Origin of the sequence: Isoalcanivorax pacificus W11-5 (assembly GCF_000299335.2) — a bacterium.
GTDB classification, from domain to species: Bacteria; Pseudomonadota; Gammaproteobacteria; order Pseudomonadales; family Alcanivoracaceae; genus Isoalcanivorax; species Isoalcanivorax pacificus.
In genome coordinates, this window is the sequence record NZ_CP004387.1 from 2,372,941 (window position 1) to 2,398,692 (window position 25,752).

A 25,752-nucleotide genomic window follows, 5' to 3' on the forward strand; every position below is an offset into this window, starting at 1 on the left:
GTTGCGCGTTCTACCCTATGCACCGTGACCTGACAGGACCTGCTCACACCTCCCGGAACAACTCCTGGATGTCAGGCAATGGCATAAACAGCAGCAAGGGATTCTCGGGTGCTGCCCGAAAACCGAAGGCTGTATAAAACAACCTCGCGTTTTCATCCTGTGCATCGACAAGCAGCCCCACACAGCCTGATGACTCCGCCACGGCAATCACTTTGCGTAATGCATCCACTAACAGCAGCCGCCCCAATCCCTGGCGCTGATGCCGCACATCGATACCCAACCTGGCCAGCCGGACAACAGGCAGGACGTGGGTTGGAAGGCGATAGTGCCTGATCAGGTCAGCCGTGAGCTCCCCAACATTGACAATGGCATTCGTCAGCGAATAGAAACCAGCTATTCCATCACCTTGTAACAGGCAAAAGGTGCGCGTCACATTTCTCTTTTCATGCTGCAAAGCCGTTTGCACAAGATACTGATTCAACGCCGGCTGGCCACAATCAAAGACCGCTCGACTTGCCAACATCTCAGCGCTCAATCGGGACAGTTGGCGAATCGTTATTATCATCCAGGGCCTCTCTGTACGACATCAGGGCCTGCCTCAGGCGGGCATTCGGTGCACGCGGCCTGGCCAGTTGCTCTAGAAACCACTCCGAATCCTGCTCAGACAATGTGATGTTCTTCATTTCATAACGATCAAGGACATCCTGGGCGTGCTGGTGGACGACCTGAACGATGTAGGCGTTCAGAGGAACTCCTGTCAATTCAGCGGCGCGCTGGATAGTTTCCTGAACGCTCACCGGCACCCTGGCGGTAATCCTGCCTTTCGGCTGATCAGTCGCACTTCTGCGCAACATCTGTGTTACCTCGCGGATCAAAGCTGATGGATGGGCTGGATGCGACACAGCCTTAATAAACCCCCAAATTGTGTAAAAATCACACATTGGTGTCAATATGTCACCTGGATGCGTATTTGACACCCAAGACCCACTCATACAACCGACCCTTTCCAATCGGGCTGACCTGGTATGCCAGGCCAGCCCGTGCTGACTCACTCCACTTTGATCCGCCCGCGATTCTGCTCAACCGTACTTGGCCCAATGCCTTTGACGCGCACCAGCTCGTCCGCAGATTGATAAGCACCATGCTGTTCACGATCCGCCACGATGGCCTCGGCCCGGGCCATGCCGACACCGGACAGGACTTCGGCAATTTCGTCGGCACCGGCCTGGTTGATGTTGACCGTGGAGGTAGCGGTAAGCGCCGGTTCGGCAAGTGCTGCACCGGAGGTCAGGGCAAGGCCGCCGGCCAGCAGCAGGGACAGGATGATATTGAGATAGCGTTTCATGGGTCACACTCCTTTGCGTTTGGTTTAGGAGTGCCTACCCTACCGAAGCAGGGGCGCCAGGCTTGTAAGCCTGCGCCCTCATTTGCTTTAGCCGGTTTACGCGAGGCTGTGTATGATTTCGGCTACTGTGTTTGTAGGATTTTGTGCCTGCGTGATCGGACGGCCGATCACCATGTAGTCCACACCCAGCGTTCTGGCGTCCGCCGGGGTCACCACGCGGGTCTGGTCGCCGGCATCACTGCCAGCCGGCCGGATGCCCGGGGTCACCAGGCAGAAATCCGGGCCACAGGCATCGCGCAGCATGCTCGCTTCCTGCGCGGAGCAGACCACGCCATCCACACCGCTCTCGCGCGTCAGCTGTGCCAGCCGCAGCACTTGTTCGCGCGGCGATACGTCGATGCCGATGTCACGCAGATCCGCTTCACCCATGCTGGTCAGTACGGTGACTGCCGTCAGCAATGGCCGCTGGCGCGCCGACGACAAGGCGTTCACGGAGGCTTCCAGCATGCGCCGGCCACCGCTGGCATGGACGTTGACCATCCACACTCCCAACGCCGCAGCACTGCGCAGGGCACCGGCCACCGTATTGGGGATATCGTGGAATTTCAGGTCCAGAAACACGTCAAAACCCAGCGCCTGCAGCGCATCCACCACCGCCGGACCACTGCGGGTAAACAGCTCCTTGCCCACTTTGACACGCACCTGAGCCGGATCAAGTTGCTGCGCCATGGCAAGGGCGGCGGCGGCTTCAGGGTAGTCGAGGGCGACGATGATGGGGGATGAGGCTGGCATGGCGGGGTTATCCTTGCTCGGGAACGCGTTGCATCACGGGGCGGTGCATTAGACCATCGCGCCGGATACCGGGGCAATGGTTGCCCAGCCTTTGCAGCCCGGGCATTGCCAGTGCAGCGCGTGGGGCCGGAAGCCACATTGCACGCAGTGGTAGACCGGACGCTCGGCCAGCAGCCGCTGGGTCAGCGTGCGCAGGGTGTCCAGGTATTCGCGGGCATTTCCCTGGGTGGTATCGCGGTTCATCTCGATGATTTCGTTGAGGCCCTGTACCGACGGGAATTTCTTCATGTACTGGGCCAGGAACAACGAGGCTTCGCGCTCCCCTGCCCGTTCGCGCAGGATACCGGCCAGACGCACCACCAGCGCATTGGAGGGCGTTTCCAGACAGGCATCCAGCAGGAAGGACAACATGTCTTCCTCGCGCCCCAACGCGCGATAGCAGCGCTCCAGATCGTCCAGCACCTGATCCAGAAACAGCGGATTCTGCCGCCGTACACGACGCAACGCGCGCAGCGCGTTGTCCCAATAGCCGGCCTGGATTTCCAGCCGCCCCTGCAACAGGCTGGCGCGCACGCACTGGCCATCAAACGCCAGCGCCCGGCGCAGCAGACGCCGGGCTGCATTGAGTTCCTGCTGGGCCGTTAACCGCTCAGCCAGTTCGCAACAGTATTGCGCCAGCACCGGGGCCACGTCGCGATTGCGGCGCAGCAGGCGTTCGCCGATGGCCAGCGCGCTGTGCCAATCGCGCTCCTGCTCGAAGATCGACATCAGATGGCGCATGGCCACAGCCGCATGCCTGCCGTCGTGATCGACCATGTGCTGCAACACCTGCTCGGCACGATCAAACAGGCCCGCAGACAGGAAATCCCGTGCCAGCTCCAGTTCCACGTCTTCGCGCACTTTTTCCGGCAGGCGGCTATTGTCGAGCATGCCCTGGTGAATCAGCGTGGCGCGGTCCAGTTCACCGCGCTTGCGGAACAACCTGCCAAGCGCGAGATGGGTGTCCAGGGTGTCGGGGTGGGTATCCAGATTCTCGACCATGGCACGCAGGGTGCGGTCGGAGGGTTCGCCGAGCAGGAAGTCGACGCTGCGCGGCAGCGCACGGGACTTGCGGCGGCGCGGAAAGCGGTCAAGGCGCCCGAGCAGAAAACCGATCGCGATGGCCGCGAACAGCAATGCCAGCAGCCACAGCGAAGTCTGCATGCTCAGCTCCGGCGACGCGGCAGCCGCAATACGCCGCCCAGCAGCAACCCGGCGGCCAGCCCGGCGATGACGCCCACGAGCAGGAACAACAGCAGCCACTGGCCGAGCGCAGCCTCCGGCTGCCAGGCGGTGACCAGCAGCTCCAGCGCGACAGGCTGCGGGTTACCCAGCAGAAACAGCAGGCACACCAGGAACAGCACCAGGGCCAGCAGGACAATGAGGAAGTTCAGCAGCCAGCGCACGACGGCGGGCCTGCTCAGTGACCGGCCGCAGAGGCCGACCGGGGCATGTTTTCAGCCTCGCTCAGGTCGCCTTCGCCGGCAGCCTGTCCCGGGTTTTCCTGCATCGCCTGATTGACGCGATCACGCAGTTCCTTGCCGGGCTTGAAATGCGGCACATATTTGCCTTGCAGTTCGACCGAGGCACCGGTCTTGGGGTTGCGGCCGACACGCGGCGCGCGGAAATGCAGGGAAAAGCTGCCAAAGCCACGGATTTCGATACGGCCACCGTTGGCGAGATTGTCAGCCATTTCTTCGATCAGGGATTTTACCGCCAGCTCCACGTCTTTCGGCGAAAGCTGTTTTTGCCGGGCGGAAATACGTTCGATAAGTTCAGACTTGGTCAATGCCATAACCATGATCCCCTGGGCGTCCTGCCCTCGGGCCGCACTGGCGTGCGGCCCGGGGAGGAACGTCTTACTGGTCGCTACCTTCCATCTGCGCCTTGATCAGGTCACCGATGGTCTTCGGCGAGGATTCCTGACGGGTGCTCAGGTCGTCCATCGCTTCACGCTCATCGGCCATATCCTTGGCACGGATAGACAGGTTAATGATGCGGTTCTTGCGGTCGACAGCGATGATCTTCGCTTCAACTTCGTCACCCGTCTTGAAGACCTGGGTGGCATCTTCAACGCGGTCGCGGCTGATTTCGTTCGCTTTCATCAGGCCTTCGACGTTGTCTGCCAGCTCGATGGTAACGAGCTTGGCATCCACTGCCTTGACGGTGCCTTTGACGATGCTGTTCTTCTCGTTAGCTGCAACATACTGAGCAAACGGATCGTCTGTCAACTGCTTGATTCCAAGGGAAATTCTTTCGCGCTCTGCATCCACCGACAGAATCACGGTCTCAAGCTCGTCACCTTTGGAGAACTTGCGTACCGCATCTTCGCCCGGTTCTTCCCAGGAGATGTCGGACAGATGCACCAGGCCGTCGATGCCGCCTTCCAGACCAATGAAGATACCGAAGTCGGTAATCGACTTGATCTTGCCGGAGATGCGGTCGCCCTTGTTGTAGTTGGTTTCAAACGCCTGCCACGGGTTGGACATGCACTGTTTGATACCCAGGGAGATACGACGACGTTCCTGGTCGATATCCAGAATCATCACCTCGACTTCGTCGCCGATGGAAACAACTTTGGACGGGTGGATGTTCTTGTTGGTCCAGTCCATTTCGGACACGTGCACCAGACCTTCGACACCTTCTTCGATCTCGGCAAAGCAGCCGTAATCGGTCAGGTTGGTGACCTTGGCCTTGACCCGTGCGCCTTCCGGGTACTTGCCGACGATATCGTGCCACGGATCTTCGCCCAGCTGTTTCAGGCCCAGGGATACGCGCATTTTATCGCGGTCGAATTTCAGTACCTTGACGTCGATTTCCTGGCCGACTTCAACGATTTCGCTCGGATGCTTGATACGCTTCCAGGCCATGTCGGTGATGTGCAGCAGGCCGTCGATACCGCCCAGGTCAACGAACGCACCGTAGTCGGTGAGGTTCTTGACGATACCTTTGACTTCCATGCCTTCCTGCAGCGACTCGAGCAGTTGCTCGCGTTCTGCACTGTGTTCGGCTTCCATGACCGCGCGGCGGGATACCACCACGTTGTTGCGCTTCGGATCCAGCTTGATGACTTTGAAATCCAGATCCTTGCCTTCCAGATGCGCGACATCGCGCACCGGGCGGATATCTACCAGCGAGCCCGGCAGGAACGCACGGATCAGGCCGATATCCACAGTAAAGCCGCCTTTGACCTTGCCGCTGATCTGACCCTTGATGACTTCGTCTTTCTCGAAGGCTGCTTCGAGATCGGTCCAGATTTCCGCACGCTTGGCTTTTTCACGGGACAGGCGAGTGAAGCCCAGGCCGTCGTCGATGGCGTCAACGGCCACTTCGACTTCGTCACCTTCGGCGATTTCGAGCTCGCCGGCTTCATTCAGGAATTCTTCGCGCGGGATGATGCCTTCGGACTTCAGGCCCGCGTTAACGGTCACCCAGTCGCTGTCGATGGCAACGATGGTGCCGCGGATGATAGAGCCACGTGCGACGTCGAGATCCTGCAGGCTGGCTTCAAAAAGTTCGGCAAAACTTTCGGTCATGTGAGATACCTGTAATTAACGATTTTCGCCATGCCAACCAGCAGGCATGGGCAGCTCTTGTCTGACTGAACGAAGACCTTGCTGGTTTACGTTTGCGGCCTTCGGACAATCACCGCAATGCAATCGGACGATTGCATTCACGCCGCGCCGATCAAACTGCGCCGGGCGGCTTCTTCGAGGATCCGGTCGACCACGTCTTCGACACTCAGGTGGGTGCTGTCGATGACGATGGCATCGTCCGCCGGGCGCAATGGCGCCACTGAACGTTGCATGTCTCGGTCATCCCGGGCGCGGATATCCTCAATGAGGGCCGGGAGGTTAGCATTAAACCCCTTTTCCTTCAACTGGTTATAGCGTCTGCGTGCGCGCTCCTCCGGGCTCGCCGTGAGGAAGATCTTCAGCGGCGCCTGCCGGAACACCACCGTACCCATGTCACGGCCGTCAGCCACCAGCCCCGGCGCCTCGGCAAACGCCTGCTGGCGGGCCAGCAGCGCATCGCGCACCGGCTGCAGCACCGCCACCTGGGACGCCAGTTCACCGACCCGCTCGTCGCGGATCAGCTGGCCGATATCCTCCCCCGCCAGCAGCACCTGGATGTCCCCGTCGCCTTCACGGAACACCACCGGCAACTCGCGCGCCAGCCGGGTCAGGGCGGGTTCGTCGTCCAGCGCCACGCCCTGGCGCTCGGCGTACAGCCCCAGCACCCGGTACAGGGCACCGGAATCCAGCAGATGCCAGGCCATACGGCAGGCCACGCGGCGGGCCACGGTGCCCTTGCCGGAGGACACTGGGCCGTCAATGGTCAGGACGGGCACGCGCTGCCCCCCCATCAACCCTGCACCTGCAATGACAGGCCGGCGCGGCCGGCCAGTTCGGCGAAACCGGGGAAGGAGGTGGCCACGTTGGCGCAGTTGCGGATGCGGATCGCGCCGCTGGCACGCAGGGCGGCCATGGCGAAGCTCATGGCGATGCGATGGTCGCCGTGGCTCTCGATCTCGCCGCCGGTAAAGGCCGGCCTGCCCTGCCCCACGCCACGGATGCGGATGCCGTCCGGGTAGGTTTCCAGCTCGACACCCAGGGCGGCAAGCCCATCGGCCATGACCTGGATGCGATCGGATTCCTTCACGCGCAGCTCTTCTGCGCCGTGCAGGATCGTGTCGCCTTCGGCACAGGCGGCCGCGACGAAGATCGCCGGGAATTCGTCGATCGCCAGCGGCACCAGCTCTTCCGGAATGGTGATGCCTTTCAGGCCGCTGCTGCGGATACGCAGGTCCGCCACCGGTTCGCCACCCGAATCGCGCTCGTTTTCCAGGCGGATATCCGCGCCCATCAGGCGCAGGATGTCGATCACGCCGGTGCGGGTCGGGTTGATGCCAACATGGGGCAGCAGCAGTTCGGAGCCTTCGGCAATCGCCGCGCCCACCAGGAAAAACGCCGCCGAGGAGATATCCGCCGGCACTTCCAGCTGGCAGCCCGTCAGGCGGCCGCCGCTGCGCACGGTGACGCTGGCGCCGTCGCGCTGCACGGGATAGCCGAAGCCGGCCAGCATCCGTTCGGTATGGTCACGGGTCGGCGCCGGCTCGGTGACACGGGTTTCGCCTTCGGCATACAGGCCGGCGAGCAACAGCGCGGATTTCACCTGGGCGGACGCCACCGGCATGTTGTAATCGATGCCCTTGAGGGTACGGCCCCCGCGAATGCTGACCGGCGGCGTGCCGTTGCCGGTGGTGCCGATGGCGGCGCCCATCTCGCGCAGCGGCTTGGCCACACGCTCCATCGGGCGGCGCGACAGGGATTCGTCGCCGGTCAGTTCGCTGGCAAAGGCCTGCCCGGACAGCAGCCCCATCAGCAGACGCATGGAGGTGCCGGAGTTCCCCATATAGAGAGTGCGGGCCGGTGCCTTCAGGCCGTGCAGGCCAACGCCGTGCACGCGCACGCGGCCAGCGTGCGGGCCTTCGATCACCACGCCCATGTCGCGGAACGCCTGCAATGTGGCCAGCGCGTCCTCGCCTTCGAGGAAGCCTTCGATCTCGGTCACGCCGTCCGCCAGGGCGCCCAGCATGATGCTGCGGTGGGAGATCGACTTGTCCCCTGCCACGCGCACCTGGCCAGTGAGCTGGCCACCGGGTTGGACGATGAATTCGGGGTTGCGGGCCTGTGCCGCGTTCTGATCAGCCTTCATGTGATGCTCGTCTGTCGCGCTTTGCGCCTGGGTATAGGAAGTACGGGCGTTCATCGCCAGGAAGCGTGCCCGGGCCGTGTTGGCGCGGGTCATGATACCCAGCAGGGCGTCGCTGTCACCCCGGGCCACCGCATCGCGGAAGCGGGCCAGCCCGGCGGCGAACAAGTCAGCAGCAGCCAGCACTGCGTCCTGGTTCTCGGTAAAGATGTCGTGCCACATCACCGGGTCACTGGAAGCGATCCGGGTAAAATCACGGAAACCGCCAGCGGCGTACCGGAAAATGTCGGTGGAATCGCCCTGGCGCGCCAGCGTATCCACCAGCGAGAAGGCCAGCAAGTGCGGCAGATGACTGGTTTCAGCCAGTACCCGGTCGTGCTCGTCCGGCCCCATGCTGAGCACGTCGGCACCCACAGCGGTCCACAGCCGGCGCACTGCCTGTGTCGCCGCCGGATCAGTCTCGGCCACGGGCGTGAGGATCACGCGGTGGCGCTGGTACAGGGCAGCGTCAGCGGCATCCACGCCGCTCTTTTCCTTGCCGGCAATCGGGTGGCCGGGCACGAAGCGGGAAAAATGGGCGCCAAGCTGTGCCCGTGCGGCGGCAATCACCGACCCTTTGACACTGCCGCCATCGGTGACGATGGCATGGCGTTCGAGCCCGGGCACGATAGCACTGAAGGTCGCCGCCATCGCCGACACCGGTACCGACACGAATACCAGATCGGCCCCCTGCACGGCCTGCGCCAGGTCCTGGTAGCCTTCGTCCACCAGCCCCAGCGACAGGCCTCGCTCCAGCGTGCGGGACGAGCGCGAACCGGCGACGATTTTCTTCGCCAGCCCGCCCGACCGGACCGCCGCCGCCAGCGAGCCGCCGATCAGGCCCAGGCCAATGATGGTGACCTGTTCAAACAGCGGCATTGACGCATCACCCATGATTCAGCCCAGCACCCTTGCCAGCGCTTCCAGGAAGCGTTCGTTTTCCTCCGGCAGACCGATCGACACACGCAGGTGATTCGGCATGCCGTAGCCGGCGATCGGCCGCACGATCACGCCTTCGCGCAACAGCGCCTCGTAGACCGGCATCGCCTCACGGCCGCAGTCGAAGGCAATGAAATTACCCACCGACGGAATGTATTCCAGGTTCAGTTGCTCCAGCCCCTCAGCCACCTGGGCCAGACCGGTGGTGTTGAGGTTGCGGTTGTATTCCAGATAGTCGGCATCATCCAGGGCCGCTTCCGCCGCCGCCAGCGCCAGGCTGTTGCAGTTGAACGGCTGGCGCACACGGTTGAGCACGTCGGCAATGTCCACACTGGAAACGCCGTAACCCATGCGCAGACCGGACAGCCCGTAGATTTTCGAGAAAGTGCGGGTGACCACCAGGTTCGGGTGCGCCGCCAGACGGGTCATGCCGTCCGGGTAGGCACTCTCCTCGACGTATTCGAAGTAGGCCTCGTCCAGCACCACCAGCACATCCTTGGGCACGCGGGCGAGGAAATGATCCAGCGTCGAGGAACTGATCCAGGTGCCGGTGGGGTTGTTCGGGTTGGCCACAAACACGATGCGGGTGCGCTCGCCGATGGCGTCCAGCATGGCATCCAGGTCATGGCCGTATTCACGCGCCGGCACCGCCACCGGCCGTGCCGAGCAGGCCAGTGTCACCAGCGGGTAAACGGCGAAAGCGTGCTCGCTGAACACAGCTTCGTCACCGGGCTTGAGCCAGGCGCGGGCGATCAGTTCCAGCACATCGTTGGAGCCGTTGCCCAGGGTGATCTGGGCGGCCCGCACGCCGAGACGTTCAGCCAGGGCTGCCTTCAGACGGAAGCCGGAGCCGTCCGGGTAGCGGTGAATATCCTCCAGCACCGAGCGCACGGCCGACATGGCACGCGGGCTTGGGCCAAGCGGGCTTTCGTTGCTGGCCAGCTTGACGATATCGGTGATGCCCAGCTCCCGTTCGAGTTCCTCGATCGGTTTGCCGGGTTGGTACGGTTGCAGCTTCTGTACACCTGCATTGGCCAGGGCAATAAAGTCGACAGGCATATTAAGGACGCTCCGAAGCAGCCCGGGGGCTGCGGGTTATCAATACTCGCGCCGCACGGCGCACCGGATGATGACATGTTGAAATCACCCGGCCATCTGTCTCGTTGCAATGCCGGGATGGTACCCCGGCCGCTCGCAGGAGGCGACGCCCCCACCCTGCGGACTTTCTGTTCGCCAGGCCCGCCACCCACGCGACGATACCCCGAAACGTACCGGGTCACAGGGAAGTGCCGCCACAGCGGCTTGAGGGGTACGCCGCCCGGGCAGCTCAGATCACGGCGCGGGGATAAGAGCCCAGGAAACGGATGTCCATCGCTTCCTGTTCCAGCGCGGCCAGCACGCGCCCGACGCGGTCGTCGTCGCGGTGCCCTTCGAAATCAATGAAGAAGACATAACTCCAGTTGCCGCTGCGCGACGGGCGCGATTCCACCCGCGTCAGGTCCACGCTGTGCTCCTTGAACGGCTTGAGCACATGGTACAGGGCACCGGGACGGTTCTTCATGCGCACCAGGATACTGGTCTTGTCCTGCCCGGAGGGCGGCGTGTCCTGGCGGCCGATAATAATGAAGCGCGTGGTATTGTCCGGCCGGTCTTCAATGTTGTGGTGCATGATTTTCAGGCCGTACAGTTCCGCCGCCATTTCACCGGCGATGGCCGCAGCGTTCCATTCGTCTTTAAGCCGGCGCGCCGCCTGTGCGTTGGAACTCACCGCCACCCGCTCCACGGTCGGCATGTGCGCATCCAGCCACTTGCGGCATTGCGCCAGCGTCTGCTGGTGCGAATAGATGCGCGTAATCCTGTTTTCCTGGGTGTGCTCTCCCAGCAACAGGTGATGATGAATACGCAGGTCCACTTCGCCACATATTTTCAGCGATGAATCCATGAAGCTGTCCAGCGTATGGTTGACCACGCCTTCGGTGGAATTTTCTACCGGCACGACACCATACTGCACTGCACCGGATTCCACTTCACGGAACACTTCATCGATGGCACCCAGGGAGACGGCTTCCACCGCGTGGCCGAAATGCTTCAGCGCCGCCTGATGGGTAAAGGTGCCTTCCGGGCCGAGAAACGCGACTTTCATGCGTTGCTCCAGCGCCAGGCAGGCGGACATGATTTCACGGAACAGCCGCGCCACGGTTTCGCCATCGAGCGGGCCGGTATTGCGCTCTTTCACGCGCCGCAATACCTGTGCCTCGCGCTCGGGGCGATAGAACACGGCATCGCCGTCGGTGGCCTGCTTCACTTCTGCCACTTTCTGCGCCAGGGTTGCGCGCTGGTTCATCAGCGTCTGGAGTTGGTCATCCAGGCCGTCAATTTGCGCGCGCAACTGTTCGAGAGTCGGTTCAGCCATGTCGTTGTGCAAAATCCTTCATGAAATCAATCAGTGCATCCACCGCCGCTTCCGGCACGGCGTTGTAGATGCTCGCGCGCATGCCGCCCACCGAGCGGTGCCCTTTCAGGTTCAGCAGCCCCGCCGCATCCGCTTCTTTCAGGAACGGCTTGTCGAACTGCTCGTCGGCCAGGACGAACGGCACATTCATCCAGCTCCGGCTGTGTTTTTCCACCGGGTTGCTGTAGAAGCCGCTGGCGTCGATATAGCCATAGAGTTTTTCTGCCTTGCGACGGTTGAGCTGCTCCATCGCCGTCAGGCCGCCCTGCGCCTTGAGCCACTTGAACACCAGGCCAGCCAGGTACCAGGCATAGGTGGGGGGCGTGTTGTACATGGAGCCGTTCTCGGCGTGGACCTTGTAGCGCAGCATGGTCGGCACCTGATCGCCGGCGCGCTCCAGCAGGTCCTTGCGCACGATGACCACACAGACGCCGGCCGGGCCGATGTTCTTCTGTGCGCCAGCGTAGATCAGGCCGAACTTCGACACGTCCAGCGGGCGCGACAGGATCGTCGATGACAGATCCGCCACCAGCGGCGCACGGCTTTCCGGAATGAAGTCATACTCCACCCCGCCAATGGTTTCGTTCGGCGTGTAGTGCAGGTAGGCGGCGTTATCGGACAACTGCCAGGTGTCCTGCGGCGGGACAGTGGTGAAATTCGTCGCTTCACTGCTGGCTGCCACATTCACCTTGCCGAACTGCTTCGCTTCCTTGATCGCTTTTGCCGACCACTGCCCGGTATTGATGTAATCCGCCACATCGTCGCGGCCCATCAGGTTCATGGGCACCATGGCGAACTGCTGGCTGGCGCCGCCCTGCAGGAACAGCACGGCGTAGTCATCACTGATGCCCAGCAGGTCGCGCAGGTCCTGTTCCGCCGTCTCCGCAATCGCGACGTAATCGTCGGAACGGTGACTCATTTCCATCACGGACAGGCCGCGACCGTGGTAATCCAGCATTTCGCTGGCGGCCTGCCTGAGTACATCTTCCGGCAGAGCGGCCGGGCCGGCACAAAAGTTATAAGCGCGACTCATGGGTTCCTCAGCGGCATCGCCGCGGCTGCAATGGGCAGGCCCCTGCGCCGGCGCATCGGCAGTGGGGCCGGTTCTTTCTATCCGTTATTCGTCGGCGTCATCCGCTGGCGCGTCGGTGGCATCCACCGCTGCGGTATCACCTTCTTCCAGTTCATCCACTTCTTCCGCACCTTCCAGCTCCGGAATCCGCTCCACGCCCACCAGGCGTTCACCGTCTCCGAGACGGATCAGCGTCACGCCCTGGGTGTTGCGGCTGAGCTGGCTGACTTCATCGACCCGGGTGCGCACCAGCGTGCCCTGGTTGGAAATCAGCATCAGGTCCTCGCCACCGAATACCTGCGTGGCGCCGACCAGCGCGCCGTTGCGGTCGTTCACCACCATGCCGATGACACCCTGGGTGCCACGACCCTTGGTCGGGAATTCGTCCACGCCGGTGCGCTTGCCATAGCCGTTTTCCGAGGCGGTCAGCAACTGGCCGCCCGGTTGCGGCACGATCAGCGCGATCATGGCTTCGCCGTCGGCCACTTTCATGCCGCGCACACCCCGTGCGGTACGGCCCATCACGCGCACCGATGCCTGGCGGAAGCGCGCCACTTTGCCGTTGCTGGCGACCAGCATGATGTCTTCATCGCCCTGGGTCACGGCCACGTTCACCAGGCTCTGGCCCGGTTGCAGGCGCACCGCGATCAGGCCGTTGCTGCGTGGCCGCGCAAATTTCGACAGTTGTGTGCGTTTCACGATGCCGGTGGACGTGGCCATGAAGATGAACGGACCCGAGGTGGTGTCCACTATCTCCTCGCCCTCTTCCGCATCGTCGATCACATCCAGGTCGGCGTCTTCGACCTCAGCGTCATCTTCGGCAGACTGCTGGCGCACAAATTCTGCATCCAGGCGCAGGATGGCGGTGATGCGTTCTTCCTGCTGCAATGCCGGGATCAGGTTCACCACCGGCTTGCCACGCGAGCCACGCCCGCCATGCGGCAATTCGAACACCCTCAGCCAGTACACCTTACCGATATTGGTAAAGCACAGCAGCGTATCGTGCGTGCCCGCCACCAGCAGGTGCTCGACATAATCTTCGTCTTTTACCGCCGTGGCGGCCTTGCCGCGCCCGCCGCGCTTCTGCGCCCGGTAGGTGTCGATCGGCTGCGCCTTGGCGTAACCACCGTTGGACAGCGTCACCACCACGGTTTCCTCGGCGATCAGGTCTTCCATGGAGAAGTCGCTGCGCGAGGTCTGGATTTCACTGCGGCGCGGGTCGGCGTATTCCTCGCGGATGGCGTTCAGTTCTTCGCGAATCACCGCCAGCAGGCGTTCCGGGTCGGCCAGGATCAGACCCAGTTCGATGATCTTTTCCAGCAGTTCCTGGTAATCCTGGACCAGCTTTTCCTGTTCCATGCCGGTCAGTTTCTGCAGACGCAGTTCCAGAATGGCCTGGGCCTGTTCCGGCGACAGCCAGTACTGGCCATCACGCATGCCGTAATCATCTTCCAGCCCGTCCGGGCGGCAGGCATCGGGGCCGCCGGCACGCTCGAGCATGGTCACCACTTCACCCGGCGCCCAGCCACGCTTGATCAGTGCTTCGCGGGCCTCGGCGCCGGACGGCGACTGCTTGATCAGTTCGATCACCGGGTCAATGTTGGCCAGCGCCACCGCCAGGCCTTCCAGCACGTGGCCTTTTTCGCGCGCCTTGCGCAGTTCATAGACGGTGCGGCGGGTCACCACTTCGCGGCGGTGACGGATAAACGCCTCCAGCATGTCCTTCAGGTTCAGCAGCTTCGGCTGGCCGTCGAGCAGGGCCACCATGTTGATGCCGAACACGCTCTCGAGCTGGGTCTGGGCGTACAGGTTGTTCAGTACCACGTCGGCGTTTTCACCGCGACGCAGTTCGATCACCACACGCATGCCGTCCTTGTCGGACTCGTCGCGCAGTTCGGTAATGCCTTCGATCTTTTTCTCTTTCACCAGCTCGGCGATTTTCTCGATCAGCCGCGCCTTGTTCAGCATGTAGGGCAGCTCGGTGATGATGATCGCCTGCTTGTTGCCCTTTTCCATGTCCTCGATATCGGCCCGGGCGCGCACATAGATGCGGCCACGGCCAGTGCGGTAGGCCTGCACGATACCGGCACGGCCGTTGATGATGCCGGCGGTGGGGAAATCCGGGCCCTGGATATACTGCATCAGGTCATCGACGGTGAGGTCTTCGTTGTCGATCAGCGCCAGGCAGCCGTCAATCACTTCACCGAGGTTGTGCGGCGGAATATTGGTGGCCATGCCCACGGCGATACCGGAGGAGCCGTTCACCAGCAGGTTCGGCACCCGGGTCGGCATGACGGCAGGAATCTTCTCGGTGCCGTCGTAGTTGTCGACGAAATCGACCGTCTCTTTGTCCAGGTCGGCGAGCAGGTCGTGGGCGATCTTCGCCATGCGCACCTCGGTGTACCGCATGGCGGCGGCGGAGTCGCCGTCCACGGAGCCGAAGTTGCCCTGCCCGTCCACCAGCATGTAGCGCAGCGAGAACGGCTGCGCCATGCGCACGATGGTGTCGTACACGGCGGAATCGCCGTGCGGGTGATACTTACCGATGACGTCACCGACCACACGGGCCGATTTCTTGTAGGCCTTGTTCCAGTCGTTGCCCAGTTCGTGCATGGCGAACAGCACCCGGCGGTGCACCGGCTTGAGACCATCGCGCACGTCCGGCAGCGCCCGGCCCACGATGACGCTCATGGCGTAGTCCAGATAGGACTGTTTCAACTCGTCTTCAATATTGACCTGGGTAACTTCTCTGGCGAGATCCGTCATGGTGATCCTTACTCTCAGGGCCTGACGGGCCACAACATCCGGCGGCCCGCTGGATTTCCGCGCTATAACGCGCCAATACCGCCACGCTGGGGCGGTTCGACACCCTGGCATCCCCCCCACAGGGGAAGCGCCGAAAGCCGGAGATCATAGCATAAGGCGCTTCGCGCCAGCTACGAGGCGCTGCGCGCCTGCTGCGCGCTACGGGCGGCGAGCGGCGAGCCTGAAGCCCCACCGCATTGCTCGCAGCCCGTCGCTCGCAACCCGCCGCTGCAGGCGCGCCCACCGGGCGCGCCTGCTATACTTCCGCCGCCCCAGAACATGTCCGCAGACAGGAGTCTTCATGCCCCAAGCACCGGCACACGCCGACCTGATCATCCAGGCCAGCTGGATCGCGCCCGTGGAAGGCCCGGCGCGGCTGCTCGCCGACCACGCCATTGTCATCAGCGGCACCCGTATCCAGGATATTCTGCCCGCCGCCGAGGCCAGCCGCCGCTGGCAGGCCACGGAAACCCTGCGCCTGGACGGCCATCTGCTGATGCCGGGGCTGATCAACGCCCACACCCATGCGGCCATGAACCTGTTCCGTGGCCTGGCCGACGACCTGCCGCTGATGACCTGGCTGGAACAGCATATCTGGCCGGCCGAGGGTAAATGGGTCAGCGAGCAGTTTGTCACCGACGGCACCCGGCTGGCTGCCGCCGAAATGATCCGGAGCGGCACCACCTGCTTTGCCGACATGTACTTTTTCCCGGACGCCATTGCCCGGGTCGCCACCGAGGCCGGCCTGCGCGCCAGCCTGTTCTGCCCGGTGATGGATTTCCCCACGCCGATGGGCCAGGGCCCGGACGATTACCTGCGCCTGGCCACCCAGGCCGCCGACGACTGGCGCCATGATCCGCTGATCACTATCGGCTTTGGCCCTCATGCGCCCTATACAGTCTCCGATGAGCCCCTGAAACGGGTGGTCATGCTGGCCGAGGAACTGGATGCGCAGGTCATGATGCACGTGCACGAGACCGCCGCCGAAGTGCAGATGGCCACCGACGCCAGCGGCGAACGCCCGCTGGCACGGCTGGCACGTCTTGGGCTGCTCGGTCCGCGCCTGATTGCCGTCCACATGACGCAGCTGGATGACGACGAGATCGCACTGCTCCAGGGCACTGGCACGCACGTCGCCCACTGCCCGGAGTCGAACCTGAAACTGGCCAGTGGCTTCTGCCCCATCGAGAAACTGCGCCTGGGCGGCGTCAATGTGGCGCTGGGCACCGACGGTGCCGCCAGCAACAACGACCTGGACATGATCGGAGAGCTGCGCACCGCCGCGCTGCTGGCCAAGGGTGTGGCCGGCGCCGCTGACGCCCTGCCGGCCGACGCCGCACTGGCGATGGCCACCCTCAATGGCGCCCGCGCCCTGGGCCTGGAACAGCAGACCGGCTCGCTGGTGCCCGGCAAACAGGCCGACATCATCGCCATCGACCTCAACCGTCTCGAAACCCGTCCGCTGTTCGACCCCATCGCCCAGGTGGTGTACGCCGCGACCCGCGACCAGGTTACCCACACCTGGGTCGCCGGCCGCTGCCTGATGGCCGGCCGCGAACTGCTGACACTGAACAGCGCCCGCATCCTGCGCGACACCCAGACCTGGCAGGAGAACCTCAATGGCTGAACCACAACGCACCGCCCGCAACGTCGACCCGCAGGAAATCGCCAAATTCGAACAACTGGCGGAACGCTGGTGGGACCCGTCCTCGGAATTCCGCCCGCTGCACGACATCAACCCGCTGCGGCTGAACTACATTGACGAGCGCGCCGGCCTGCCCGGCCAGCGCGTGATCGATATCGGCTGCGGCGGCGGTCTGCTGTCCGAAGGCATGGCCCGGCGCAGCGCCACGGTGACCGGCATCGACCTGGGCGAAGCACCGCTGGCCGTGGCGCGCCTGCACGCAGAAAAAGCCGGCGTCGAGGTGGAATACCTGAACATTGCCGCAGAAGAAATCGCCGAGGAACGCGCCGGGCAATACGACGTCGTCACCTGCCTGGAAATGCTCGAGCATGTGCCGGACCCGGCAGCCGTGGTGGCCGCCTGCGCAAAGCTGGCCAAACCCGGCGGGCAGTTGTTTTTCTCCACCATCAACCGCAACCCGAAGGCGTTCCTGTTCGCCATCGTCGGCGCGGAATACGTGCTGCGGCTGCTGCCGCGCGGCACGCACGAATACGCCAAGCTGATCCGTCCGTCGGAGCTGGCGCAGTGGTGCCGCGACGCCGGGCTGGAAGTGCGCGACACCTGCGGCATGACCTACAACCCGCTGACGCAGGTCTACCGGCTCAACCGGGATGTGTCGGTCAACTATCTGATGCACGCCGTGAAGGCCGGGCAGCCATGATACAGGCTGTTTTTTTTGATCTCGACGGCACCCTGATCGACACCGCCCCGGACTTCTATGTGGTGCTCAATCAGGTGCTGGCACGTGCCGGCCGCCCGCCGGTCAGTGAAGCCGCCGTGCGCAGCCAGGTATCCAACGGCGCCCGCGCGCTGGTCACCCTCGGCTTTGGCCTGACACCGGAAGACACTGACTTCGGCCAGTACCTGGACCAGATACTCAATGCCTACGCCGACCGGCTCGACGTGGACACTCGGCTGTTCCCCGGTATGGACCGGGTGCTTGATGCACTCGATCAGCGCGCCATTCCCTGGGGCGTGGTGACCAACAAACCGGAACGGTTCACCGTGCCGGTGCTGCGCGGACTGGGGCTGGCACAGCGCTGCGGCCCGGTGATCTGCCCCGATCATGTGGCCCTGCGCAAACCGGACCCGGAAGGGCTGCTGCTGGCCGCCCGGCAGGCCAGCGTCGACCCGGCACAGTGTCTGTATGTGGGTGACCACCTGCGCGACATCGAAGCCGGCCGCAACGCCGGCATGCGCACCGTGGCCGCCCTGTACGGCTACCTGGACCCGAACGAAGACCCGCGTGCCTGGCACGCCGACTACTATATAGACGCAGCCAACGCGCTGTTGCCGCTGCTGGATATTGAAAAAGGAACCTCCGCATGACCGCCATCCACCCCGACCTGGCCCGCCTGCAACAGGAAGCGCTGGACTACAGCTGTCCTGCCGGCAGCTTCAAGGACCGCGTGGTCCTGGTGACCGGTGCCGGAGACGGCATTGGCCGCGCCGTGTCCCTGGCCCTGGCTGACGCTGGCGCGACGGTAATCCTGATGGGCCGCACCCAGGACAAACTCGAGCGCGTCTACGACGACATTCTTGAGCGCGGCGGCCCCCAGCCGGCATTGGTGCCGGTGAACCTGGAAGTGGCCACGCCGGCCAATTTCGAGGAACTGGCCGCCATGCTGGACCGCGAATTCGGGCGCCTGGACGGGCTGCTGCACAACGCCTCAATCCTCGGTGATATCACTCCACTGGACAGCTACGGCTATGGCACCTGGGACAGCGTGATGCAGGTCAACCTTAACGCGCCCTTCTACCTGACCCGCGCCGTGCTGCCGCTGCTGCGCAGTGCCAAAGACGCCTCGGTGGTGTTCACCTCTTCCAGCGTGGGCCGTCGCGCCCGCGCGTTCTGGGGCGCCTACGCGGTGAGCAAGTTCGCCACCGAAGGGTTGATGCAGGTGATGGCCGACGAACTGGAAAACACCTCCGCCATCCGCGCCAACAGCATCAACCCGGGTGCCACCCGCACGCGCATGCGCGCCCTGGCCTACCCCGGCGAGGATGCCAATACACTGCGCACGCCGGAACAGCTGGTCCCGGCCTACCTGTGGCTGCTGGGACCGGCCAGCACCGGCATCACCGGGCAGGCCTTCAACGCCCAAATCCGCTGATACCCTCCGGCCGGTCGCCGTCGCGCACCGGCCCACTCCCCCTCTCTCGTTAACTTTTTTAATGTTGACCTTTAAGCAGCTTTTTTTTGCCACAAGGTCATAGCCCCTCTGACAACCCGAGAGTGAACATGGCATTCACGTCAGTTCGCGCGACACCCTCTTGTGTCTGCGCCTGTCATGGCACGGCGGCTTCCATCGTCCCTGCGACAGAATGCTGACAGACGCCAGGCTGCCAGGGGCGGCCTGCTTATCCATGAAGGACGTGGGACCATGAAAAAAATAATTATTGCGCTATCACTGTTTCTCACTGTGGCCGGCCTGCACGCCGCAACAGAAAACGAGGTGTCTCTCACACCCGAACAGCAGGCCATGCTGCAACAACTGGCCCCCGGCGTGGACATTACGCCGGAACTGATCGAGTTGATGCGGGAAATTTCCCTCAGTTCCAACATGAGCGTCGATGACCGCCTCAAGGCCATCGGCCGTCTCTCCGGCCTCACTGACCTGCCGCCGGATCAGCGCACCCCGTTCAAGATCTGCATCTGGGATATCGCCGGCCGCGCCGGCCCGGTGTTTACCATTGCCGAAGCCGAGCGCGTACGCGCACTGGAATACGGCATCAACCTGGAAATGATTCCGTTCACCAACGAAGGCGTGATGGTGGACGAGCTCAAGGCCGGACGTTGCGACGCCGCCCTGATGAGCGGCATGCGCGCGCGGCTGTTCAATACTTTTTCCGGCACCATTGATGCCGTCGGCGCCGTGCCCACCGATGAGCACATGAAAACCCTGCTCAAGGTAGTGTCGCACCCGAGCAACGCCGGGCGCATGGTGCAGGGCGAGTATGTGGTACTGGGTGTGTTCCCGGCCGGCGGCGCCTATGTGTTCGTCAACGACAAACAGATCAACAGCCTGGCCAAGGCGGCGGGCAAGAAAGTCGCGGTACTGGATTTTGACCCGATGCAGGCACGCATGGTGTCCGGCATCGGCGCCACGCCGGTGTCCACCGACATTACCCGCGCACCAGGGATGTTCAACAACGGTGTCGTGGATGTACTGGCGGCCCCGTTGCTCGCCTACCAGGTGCTGGAACTCTACAAGGGCCTGGAACCGGACGGCGGCATCATCGACTACCCGCTGGCGCAGATCAGCATGCAACTGGTCGGCCATCGCGCCAAATTCCCCAACGAAATCGCGCAACTGGTACGCGAGGCCGCCAACGAACGCTACGACGCCATCATGGAATTCATTCATAACGAGGAATCCCGCATTCCGGAGAAATGGATGGTGCAGATTCCGGCCGAAGACAAGCAGGAATACGACACCATGATGCAGGACGCCCGTATCGAACTGCGTAACCTCGGGTATTACCACCCGGAAATGCTGCACCTGCAAATGCGCATCCGCTGCCGCATTGAACCGGACAGCTCGGAATGTGCCAATCCGAAGGAATAAAAAAAAGCTGCGGGCTTCGAGCCGCGAGTGAAAGGCCTTTTCTCGTGGCTCGCAGCTGAAAAAATAGCAACTATCAGGAAAAAACATGAAGCAATTGCTGTTCTGTCTGATGCTGTTGTGCGGCAGCGCGCTGGCCAATGCCGACGTGACACTCACCGCCGCCCAGCAGGCCGAGCTGGCCCGCGTCGCCCCTGGTGTGAACCTGACACCTGAACTGGTCAGCCAGTTGCGGACGATTGTTTATGACCAGTCGAAGAGCGTGGATGAACGCATCCGTGCGATGCAACGGCTGACGGGCTTCTCCCCCGCCGAACCGCTGCGCCGCACAGTGTGTATCTGGGATATCGCCGGCCGCGCCGGGCCGATTTTCATGGCCGCACAGGACCAGCGGTTGCGCCTGCTGGAGTATGGCGTGGATATCCAGCTGGAGGTCTACACCAACGAAGGTGTGATGGTGGAAGAGCTGAAATCCGGCCGCTGCGAAGCGGCCCTGATGACCGGCCTGCGTGCGCGACTGTTCAACCAGTTCACCGGCACCATCGATTCCGTCGGCGGCCTGCCCACTGACCAGCACATGCGCATGCTGCTGCAGGTGCTGGTCGACCCGCGCCTGGCGGACCGGATGACCACCCACGGGTATACCGTCATGGGCATCGCCCCCGGTGGCGCCGCCTATGTGTTCGTCAACGACCGCAAGATCAATTCACTGGCAAAAGCCGCCGGCAAGCGTGTGCCGGTGCTGGATTATGATCCGACCCAGGCGCGCATGGTGGCGCAGATCGGCGCCACGCCGGTGGCGTCGGATATCGTCAGCGCACCGACCAAGTTCAACAACGGCAGCGTCGATGTACTGCCAGCCCCGCTGGTGGCCTATGAAGTGCTGGAACTGTACAAGGGGCTGGGCGAGCACGGTGGCATCATTGACTATCCACTGGCGCAGATCACCATGCAGCTGATCGGCAGGGAAGACAAGTTCCCGGCGGAAGTGGCGCAACTGGTGCGCGAGGCATTCTTCGAAGGCTATGAGGAGATCATGGCGCGATTGCAGGAAGAAGCCGACAAGGTCCCGGACCACTGGTGGGTCAGCATTCCGGACGAAGACAAGCAGGAATACGAAACCATGATGCAGGATGCGCGCATCCAGTTGCGTGACGAAGGCTACTACAGCGCCGAGATGCTTACCCTGCAACGGCGCATTCGCTGCACGGTTGAGCCCTCACGCTCGGAATGCACGAACCCGGTTGAATGATGCGTAGGGTGGGTTGAGCCAAAGGCGAAACCCACCGTGTCCATGCCCGTTAATCACTCCTGCAAAATCATCGAAATCACCCGGCTTGGGAGGTGGGTAGTTTCGATGATTCTGTGCGAGCAGTGCGCTGCATGGACATGGTGGGTTTCGCCTTTGGCTCTACCCACCCTAACCCCCACCAGCCCGCTCAATGCAACTGGTCCAGCGTCGCGAAGATATCCACCCGCGTGTCGGCAAACATGTCCAGTTCCGGCGCCAGCGCCTGCACATAACGATCAAAGTACAGGAACTGCTTCAGCAGCAAGGCAAACTCGCGTGGAAAGCGGATACCGTGGTGCTCGCCGATATGCACGATGTCGAGCAACAGGCGATTGACCTCACGATCATGGCGTCCCCCTTCCAGCAGGCTGGTCGGGTCCAGATTGGCGAGCTTGTCCTGGAAGCGTTCGATGTCGCGCGCCAGGGCATCCACGTCCACCTTTTCACGGGTCATGCCGATGGTGGCCATCGCTTCGGCGACCAGCCGGTGATCACCGCGGCCGATGCCGTCGAAAAACCGGGCCATTGCTTCCCAGGTCTCCTTGCGCATGTGCCCGACCATGCCGAAATCGATAAAGCCGATACGGCCATCGCGCAGCAGCATCAGGTTGCCGGCGTGTACATCGGCGTGGAAGAAATCGCACAGCATCAGGCTGGAGAACCAGGTGTTGAGCGCCGTGATCAGGGTTTCCGCCGGGTCCGGCACATGCTGGCGCAATATTTCCAGGTTAGTCAGCGGCACGCCGAAGAAGCGCTCCATGGTGAGCACCCGCGCAGTGGAAAATTCCCGGTACGGTGTCGGCGCCACGGCACGGGTATTCTGCGTCATGTTGAGAAACTCGTTGAAGCGTTCAAGGTTGTCCGCCTCCTGCCGGAAATCACATTCCTCCAGCATCGAGCCCTGCAGTTCCTCCACCACACCGGACACCGCCGACCGCGACAGGCCCGGCGTCAACATCTCGACCACCCGCGCCGCAAAATAGAGAAAGTTGAAATCGGTCAGCAGGACATTGCGCACATTCGGTTTCTGCACCTTGATGACCACGTCGTCGCCATTGTGCAGGCGTGCGGCGTGCACCTGGGCAATGGAGGCCGAGGCCAGCGGTTGCGGGTCCACCCAGGCGTAGACGTCCTCCAGCGGCCGGCCAAGCTCTGCCTCCACCGTGTCGCGGATAAAGCGGAAAGGCAGTGCCGGTGTCTTGTCGAGGCACTTCTGGAACTCCTCGACATACTCATCCGGGAACAGCGACGGCGAACTGGCAATGAACTGCCCCAGTTTGATATAGGTGGTACCCAGTGACTCGAATGTTTCGCGCAGCAGCACCGGCAGGGATGGCCGTCGGCCGAGCAACCAGCCGGCCCCGGTGCGAGCAAGAACCGACGCAGTTTGCAAGACTCTCAAGCCGCCGCGCGCGGTATCTTCGGCCAATAAAAGCCCGGCACGCCGACCGGCCATGCGTGCACGTCGCTGCTCAACCTCAGTATATTTTCTCATCCCCGGAACCATCCTGTGTTCGAGTGGAACAAATGCCCACCTGCGTGTGATCAATGATCACTTCCGGCCAGCGTTGCGGCAATGATAACTCAACACAAGTATTTGTAATGACTTGCCTTACTTTTTGTAATCGGCGCTTGTGCCAATTTTCGTGCTTCGGTAGTGTTGGCCTGACATTATCGGCGGGCGTTGCGCACATCGTCCGACCGAGCGGAAGAACAATAATTATGCAATTGATGGAGAACGCAGTATGAAGTTCCGTTTTCGCGTTCGCGGTGCCTGCCGCGTCGCAGCTCTGGGCGCCGCTTTGGCCGCCTTACCGGGGTGCGGGATGGTCTACAAGACCACCGGCGATGTGCTGGTCAGTTACGGGCGCGCAGAGATGGTGCCCTACCTCATGACCTATCAGGACGTCGGCATGGCCTGTGCCACCGGCGAGGCACTCACCCCGCTGCTGCTGTCATTCGAATCCGTAGGCTCCGACCCCGACAAACTCGCCACACTGGTTTACACCGTGGCCGCCACCTGTACCGAATCCATGGCGCTCGAAGAAGAGCTGCGCTACATGCGCGCGGTCAAGGAAGGCCGTGTCAATGAAGCACAGGACGCCCGTTCCAGACAGAAAGAACTGGCCGAGATCTCCGCCCGCCGTCAGTACGAGGCCTACCGCCGCTCCTTCGTCGAATTCGGCGAAGCCGACAACGGCAAGTGCCCGCGCCTGCGCAATGACTTTGACGAACTGGTATGGATGATCGGCCAGATCAGCGGCGTCCAGTCGCTGCTCAACGATGCCACTGCCGATACCGCCGTGGGCGTGCCACGCGATGTGGCGGCCAAGGTCGAGCGCGGCCTGGCCTGCCTGGACAACGAGAAATGGTGGGGCGTGCCCCGGGGTGGCCGTGCCGCCCTGTGGAATATCCTGCCGATGCTGAAACCGGCTAACGCCGACGCCTGGGCCGAGCTTGAACGCGCCACGCGCCTGGGCTTTGAACAGGGCGTGCGCCTGCCGAGCGCCCTGTACGCTATCTCCGCCTACAGTGTCGGGGATGACCAGCGGGTCCGCCGCGCCATTCGCGAGTTTGCCAATAACGACAAGAACCTCGACCCCAACTACGCCATGATCGATTCGATCGCCGGCATGCTGATCAAGGGCATTTCCGACCGCATGTGGACTGAAGCCACCGGCAAGCGGACCCCCTACGGCAACCTGGGGACCTTCTGGGACGACACCCGCAAGTCTTCTGAATCCACCATCAATATCGACGACCTACTGTGACCCGGCAGGCTGGTGCCCCGCTGCGGGCACCGGCCATGGACAGGCAGTACAACGGAGACAGCATCATGCGTTACGGTAAAGCTCTTATCGCGGCGGCGGCCTCGTCCCTGCTGCTCGGCGTATCCGCCCCGGCCATCTCGGCCGAAAAACGCACCCTCTGCGTGTTCGACATCATCGGCACCTCCGGTGACATGTACAACATCATGCGGGACTACAGGACCGCTGCCATCGAGCAGGGGTACGACCTCGAACTGAAGGCCTACACCGACGAGAACATTGCCGCCGAAGACCTCAAGGCCGGCCAGTGCGACGCCGCCGCGATCACCGGAATCCGCGGTCGACAGTTCAACAGTTACACCGGCAGCCTGGATTCCATCGGGGCCATTCCGAACTACGACGCCCTGCGCACCGTGGTCCAGGTGCTGGCCAGCGAAAGCCCGCGCATCACCCCGAACCTGCGCAGCGGCTCCTATGAAGTGATGGGGATCGCCCCGATGGGTGCGGCCTACCTGTTCGTGAAAGACCAGGCGATCAACAACGTCAACGCCCTGGCGGGCAAGTCCATCGCGGTTATGGAGTATGACGCGGCCCAGGGCAAGATGGCCGCCAGCGTCGGCATGTCCCCGGTCATGTCGGACATAACCAATTTTGCCGGCCGCTTCAATAACCATAGCGTGGATATCTGCTTCGCACCGGTCATGGCCTACAGCGCCCTGGAACTCTATAAAGGGATGGAACCCAACGGCGGGATCGTGGATTATGTGCTCGGCCAGCTGACCCTTCAGGTCATTGCCCGGCATAACAAGTTCGACAGCGAGTTCGCCGCCTGGTCGCGCAGCTACTTCTTCAACTCGGTATTTGATCGTGCGATGCGCATCATCAACAGCGCCAACAACGAGATTGAGGACAAGTGGTGGATCGAGATCGCCGACCAGGACAAGCTGCGTTACGACGAAATGATGCGCGATGCCCGGATCGAACTGACCGAGCAAGGCATCTATAACAAGGATATGATGTCGCTGCTGCGCAATATCCGTTGCCGCCTCGATGCCGCCCGCGCCGAGTGCAGCGACCAGCGCGAGTAAAGACCGGCGACCATACCGGATAAGACAGGCAATACTCAGGCGGGGCCGCAACGCCCCGCTTTTGTCGTATCAGCGCCCCGGAAAGGCGTTTGTTTTAACGGCCGGCTGCTCATCAGGCTTCTGCGGTCAGATTGGTTGTGTTGCGCACCCAGAATGA

23 protein-coding genes are annotated in these 25,752 nt (G+C 62.6%); 8 read left to right on the forward strand and 15 right to left on the reverse strand.

What is annotated here, in order from left to right; all coding sequences use genetic code 11:
* Positions 1-43: 43 nt before the first annotated feature.
* The 14 genes from S7S_RS10755 to gyrA all read right to left on the reverse strand — a co-directional run bounded on the left by S7S_RS10755 (position 44) and on the right by gyrA (position 15,159).
* Positions 44-523 carry a GNAT family N-acetyltransferase gene (locus tag S7S_RS10755; RefSeq protein ID WP_008735086.1) on the reverse strand — a complete coding sequence of 160 codons (480 nt, stop codon included), beginning with the start codon at positions 521-523 and terminating at the stop codon, positions 44-46.
* A 1-nt stretch (position 524) separates the two neighbouring features.
* Positions 525-854 (reverse strand): type II toxin-antitoxin system TacA family antitoxin, encoded by a 330-nt coding sequence (locus S7S_RS10760; protein ID WP_008735085.1) that lies wholly within the window; start codon positions 852-854, stop codon positions 525-527.
* Positions 855-1,048: 194 nt separating this feature from the next.
* Positions 1,049-1,345, reverse strand: a complete 297-nt coding sequence (locus S7S_RS10765) for a ComEA family DNA-binding protein (RefSeq protein ID WP_008735084.1) — start codon at positions 1,343-1,345, stop codon at positions 1,049-1,051.
* A 96-nt stretch (positions 1,346-1,441) separates the two neighbouring features.
* A complete protein-coding gene (gene pyrF, locus S7S_RS10770; protein WP_008735082.1) occupies positions 1,442-2,137 on the reverse strand; it encodes an orotidine-5'-phosphate decarboxylase in 696 nt (231 codons plus the stop codon).
* Between the two features lie 48 nt (positions 2,138-2,185).
* Positions 2,186-3,340: a lipopolysaccharide assembly protein LapB gene (gene lapB / locus S7S_RS10775; protein WP_008735080.1), complete on the reverse strand. Its 1,155-nt coding sequence runs from the start codon at positions 3,338-3,340 to the stop codon at positions 2,186-2,188.
* A 2-nt stretch (positions 3,341-3,342) separates the two neighbouring features.
* A complete protein-coding gene (locus S7S_RS10780; protein ID WP_008735078.1) occupies positions 3,343-3,582 on the reverse strand; it encodes a hypothetical protein in 240 nt (79 codons plus the stop codon).
* 14 nt (positions 3,583-3,596) lie between these two features.
* Positions 3,597-3,965, reverse strand: a complete 369-nt coding sequence (gene ihfB, locus S7S_RS10785) for an integration host factor subunit beta (protein WP_082027799.1) — start codon at positions 3,963-3,965, stop codon at positions 3,597-3,599.
* Positions 3,966-4,035: 70 nt separating this feature from the next.
* Positions 4,036-5,712, reverse strand: coding sequence for a 30S ribosomal protein S1 (gene rpsA / locus S7S_RS10790; RefSeq protein ID WP_008735074.1), 1,677 nt, complete (start codon positions 5,710-5,712; stop codon positions 4,036-4,038).
* 137 nt (positions 5,713-5,849) lie between these two features.
* Positions 5,850-6,542 carry a (d)CMP kinase gene (cmk, locus tag S7S_RS10795; RefSeq protein WP_008735072.1) on the reverse strand — a complete coding sequence of 231 codons (693 nt, stop codon included), beginning with the start codon at positions 6,540-6,542 and terminating at the stop codon, positions 5,850-5,852.
* Complete coding sequence (locus tag S7S_RS10800) at positions 6,542-8,824, reverse strand: bifunctional prephenate dehydrogenase/3-phosphoshikimate 1-carboxyvinyltransferase (protein WP_035203865.1); 2,283 nt, start codon at positions 8,822-8,824, stop codon at positions 6,542-6,544. Before S7S_RS10800 ends, cmk begins: the two co-directional genes overlap by 1 nt.
* Positions 8,825-8,827: 3 nt before the next feature.
* The gene (gene hisC / locus S7S_RS10805) at positions 8,828-9,928 is read right to left on the reverse strand and encodes a histidinol-phosphate transaminase (protein ID WP_008735067.1); all 1,101 of its coding nucleotides are present in this window, start codon (positions 9,926-9,928) and stop codon (positions 8,828-8,830) included.
* Positions 9,929-10,196: 268 nt separating this feature from the next.
* The gene (pheA, locus tag S7S_RS10810) at positions 10,197-11,282 is read right to left on the reverse strand and encodes a prephenate dehydratase (RefSeq protein ID WP_008735065.1); all 1,086 of its coding nucleotides are present in this window, start codon (positions 11,280-11,282) and stop codon (positions 10,197-10,199) included.
* Positions 11,275-12,354: a 3-phosphoserine/phosphohydroxythreonine transaminase gene (serC, locus tag S7S_RS10815; RefSeq protein WP_008735063.1), complete on the reverse strand. Its 1,080-nt coding sequence runs from the start codon at positions 12,352-12,354 to the stop codon at positions 11,275-11,277. The genes pheA and serC overlap by 8 nt, the downstream gene beginning before the upstream one ends.
* A gap of 84 nt (positions 12,355-12,438) precedes the next feature.
* Complete coding sequence (gene gyrA, locus S7S_RS10820) at positions 12,439-15,159, reverse strand: DNA gyrase subunit A (protein WP_008735060.1); 2,721 nt, start codon at positions 15,157-15,159, stop codon at positions 12,439-12,441.
* Positions 15,160-15,499: 340 nt separating this feature from the next.
* Here gyrA and S7S_RS10825 point away from each other — a divergent pair, with 340 nt between their 5' ends.
* The 6 genes from S7S_RS10825 (at position 15,500) to S7S_RS10850 (ending at position 21,700) form a co-directional block, all read left to right on the forward strand.
* Positions 15,500-16,825, forward strand: coding sequence for a TRZ/ATZ family hydrolase (locus S7S_RS10825; RefSeq protein WP_008735057.1), 1,326 nt, complete (start codon positions 15,500-15,502; stop codon positions 16,823-16,825).
* Positions 16,818-17,543 (forward strand): bifunctional 2-polyprenyl-6-hydroxyphenol methylase/3-demethylubiquinol 3-O-methyltransferase UbiG, encoded by a 726-nt coding sequence (ubiG, locus tag S7S_RS10830; RefSeq protein WP_008735054.1) that lies wholly within the window; start codon positions 16,818-16,820, stop codon positions 17,541-17,543. The genes S7S_RS10825 and ubiG overlap by 8 nt, the downstream gene beginning before the upstream one ends.
* Positions 17,540-18,211: an HAD-IA family hydrolase gene (locus S7S_RS10835; RefSeq protein ID WP_008735052.1), complete on the forward strand. Its 672-nt coding sequence runs from the start codon at positions 17,540-17,542 to the stop codon at positions 18,209-18,211. The genes ubiG and S7S_RS10835 overlap by 4 nt, the downstream gene beginning before the upstream one ends.
* On the forward strand, positions 18,208-18,996 hold the full coding sequence (locus tag S7S_RS10840; protein ID WP_008735051.1) for a YciK family oxidoreductase: 789 nt from the start codon (positions 18,208-18,210) through the stop codon (positions 18,994-18,996). The genes S7S_RS10835 and S7S_RS10840 overlap by 4 nt, the downstream gene beginning before the upstream one ends.
* 270 nt (positions 18,997-19,266) lie before the next feature.
* A complete protein-coding gene (locus S7S_RS10845; RefSeq protein WP_008735049.1) occupies positions 19,267-20,451 on the forward strand; it encodes a putative solute-binding protein in 1,185 nt (394 codons plus the stop codon).
* An 85-nt stretch (positions 20,452-20,536) separates the two neighbouring features.
* Positions 20,537-21,700: a putative solute-binding protein gene (locus S7S_RS10850; RefSeq protein ID WP_008735047.1), complete on the forward strand. Its 1,164-nt coding sequence runs from the start codon at positions 20,537-20,539 to the stop codon at positions 21,698-21,700.
* A 187-nt stretch (positions 21,701-21,887) separates the two neighbouring features.
* Here S7S_RS10850 and S7S_RS10855 read toward each other — a convergent pair whose 3' ends face one another.
* Positions 21,888-23,234: an ABC1 kinase family protein gene (locus tag S7S_RS10855; RefSeq protein WP_082027699.1), complete on the reverse strand. Its 1,347-nt coding sequence runs from the start codon at positions 23,232-23,234 to the stop codon at positions 21,888-21,890.
* 331 nt (positions 23,235-23,565) lie between these two features.
* Here S7S_RS10855 and S7S_RS10860 point away from each other — a divergent pair, with 331 nt between their 5' ends.
* Together S7S_RS10860 and S7S_RS10865 are read left to right on the forward strand one after the other, a co-directional pair.
* A complete protein-coding gene (locus tag S7S_RS10860) occupies positions 23,566-24,510 on the forward strand; it encodes a hypothetical protein (protein WP_008735043.1) in 945 nt (314 codons plus the stop codon).
* 65 nt (positions 24,511-24,575) lie between these two features.
* Positions 24,576-25,595: a putative solute-binding protein gene (locus S7S_RS10865; protein WP_008735041.1), complete on the forward strand. Its 1,020-nt coding sequence runs from the start codon at positions 24,576-24,578 to the stop codon at positions 25,593-25,595.
* The last annotated feature ends 157 nt before the right edge of the window (positions 25,596-25,752 follow it).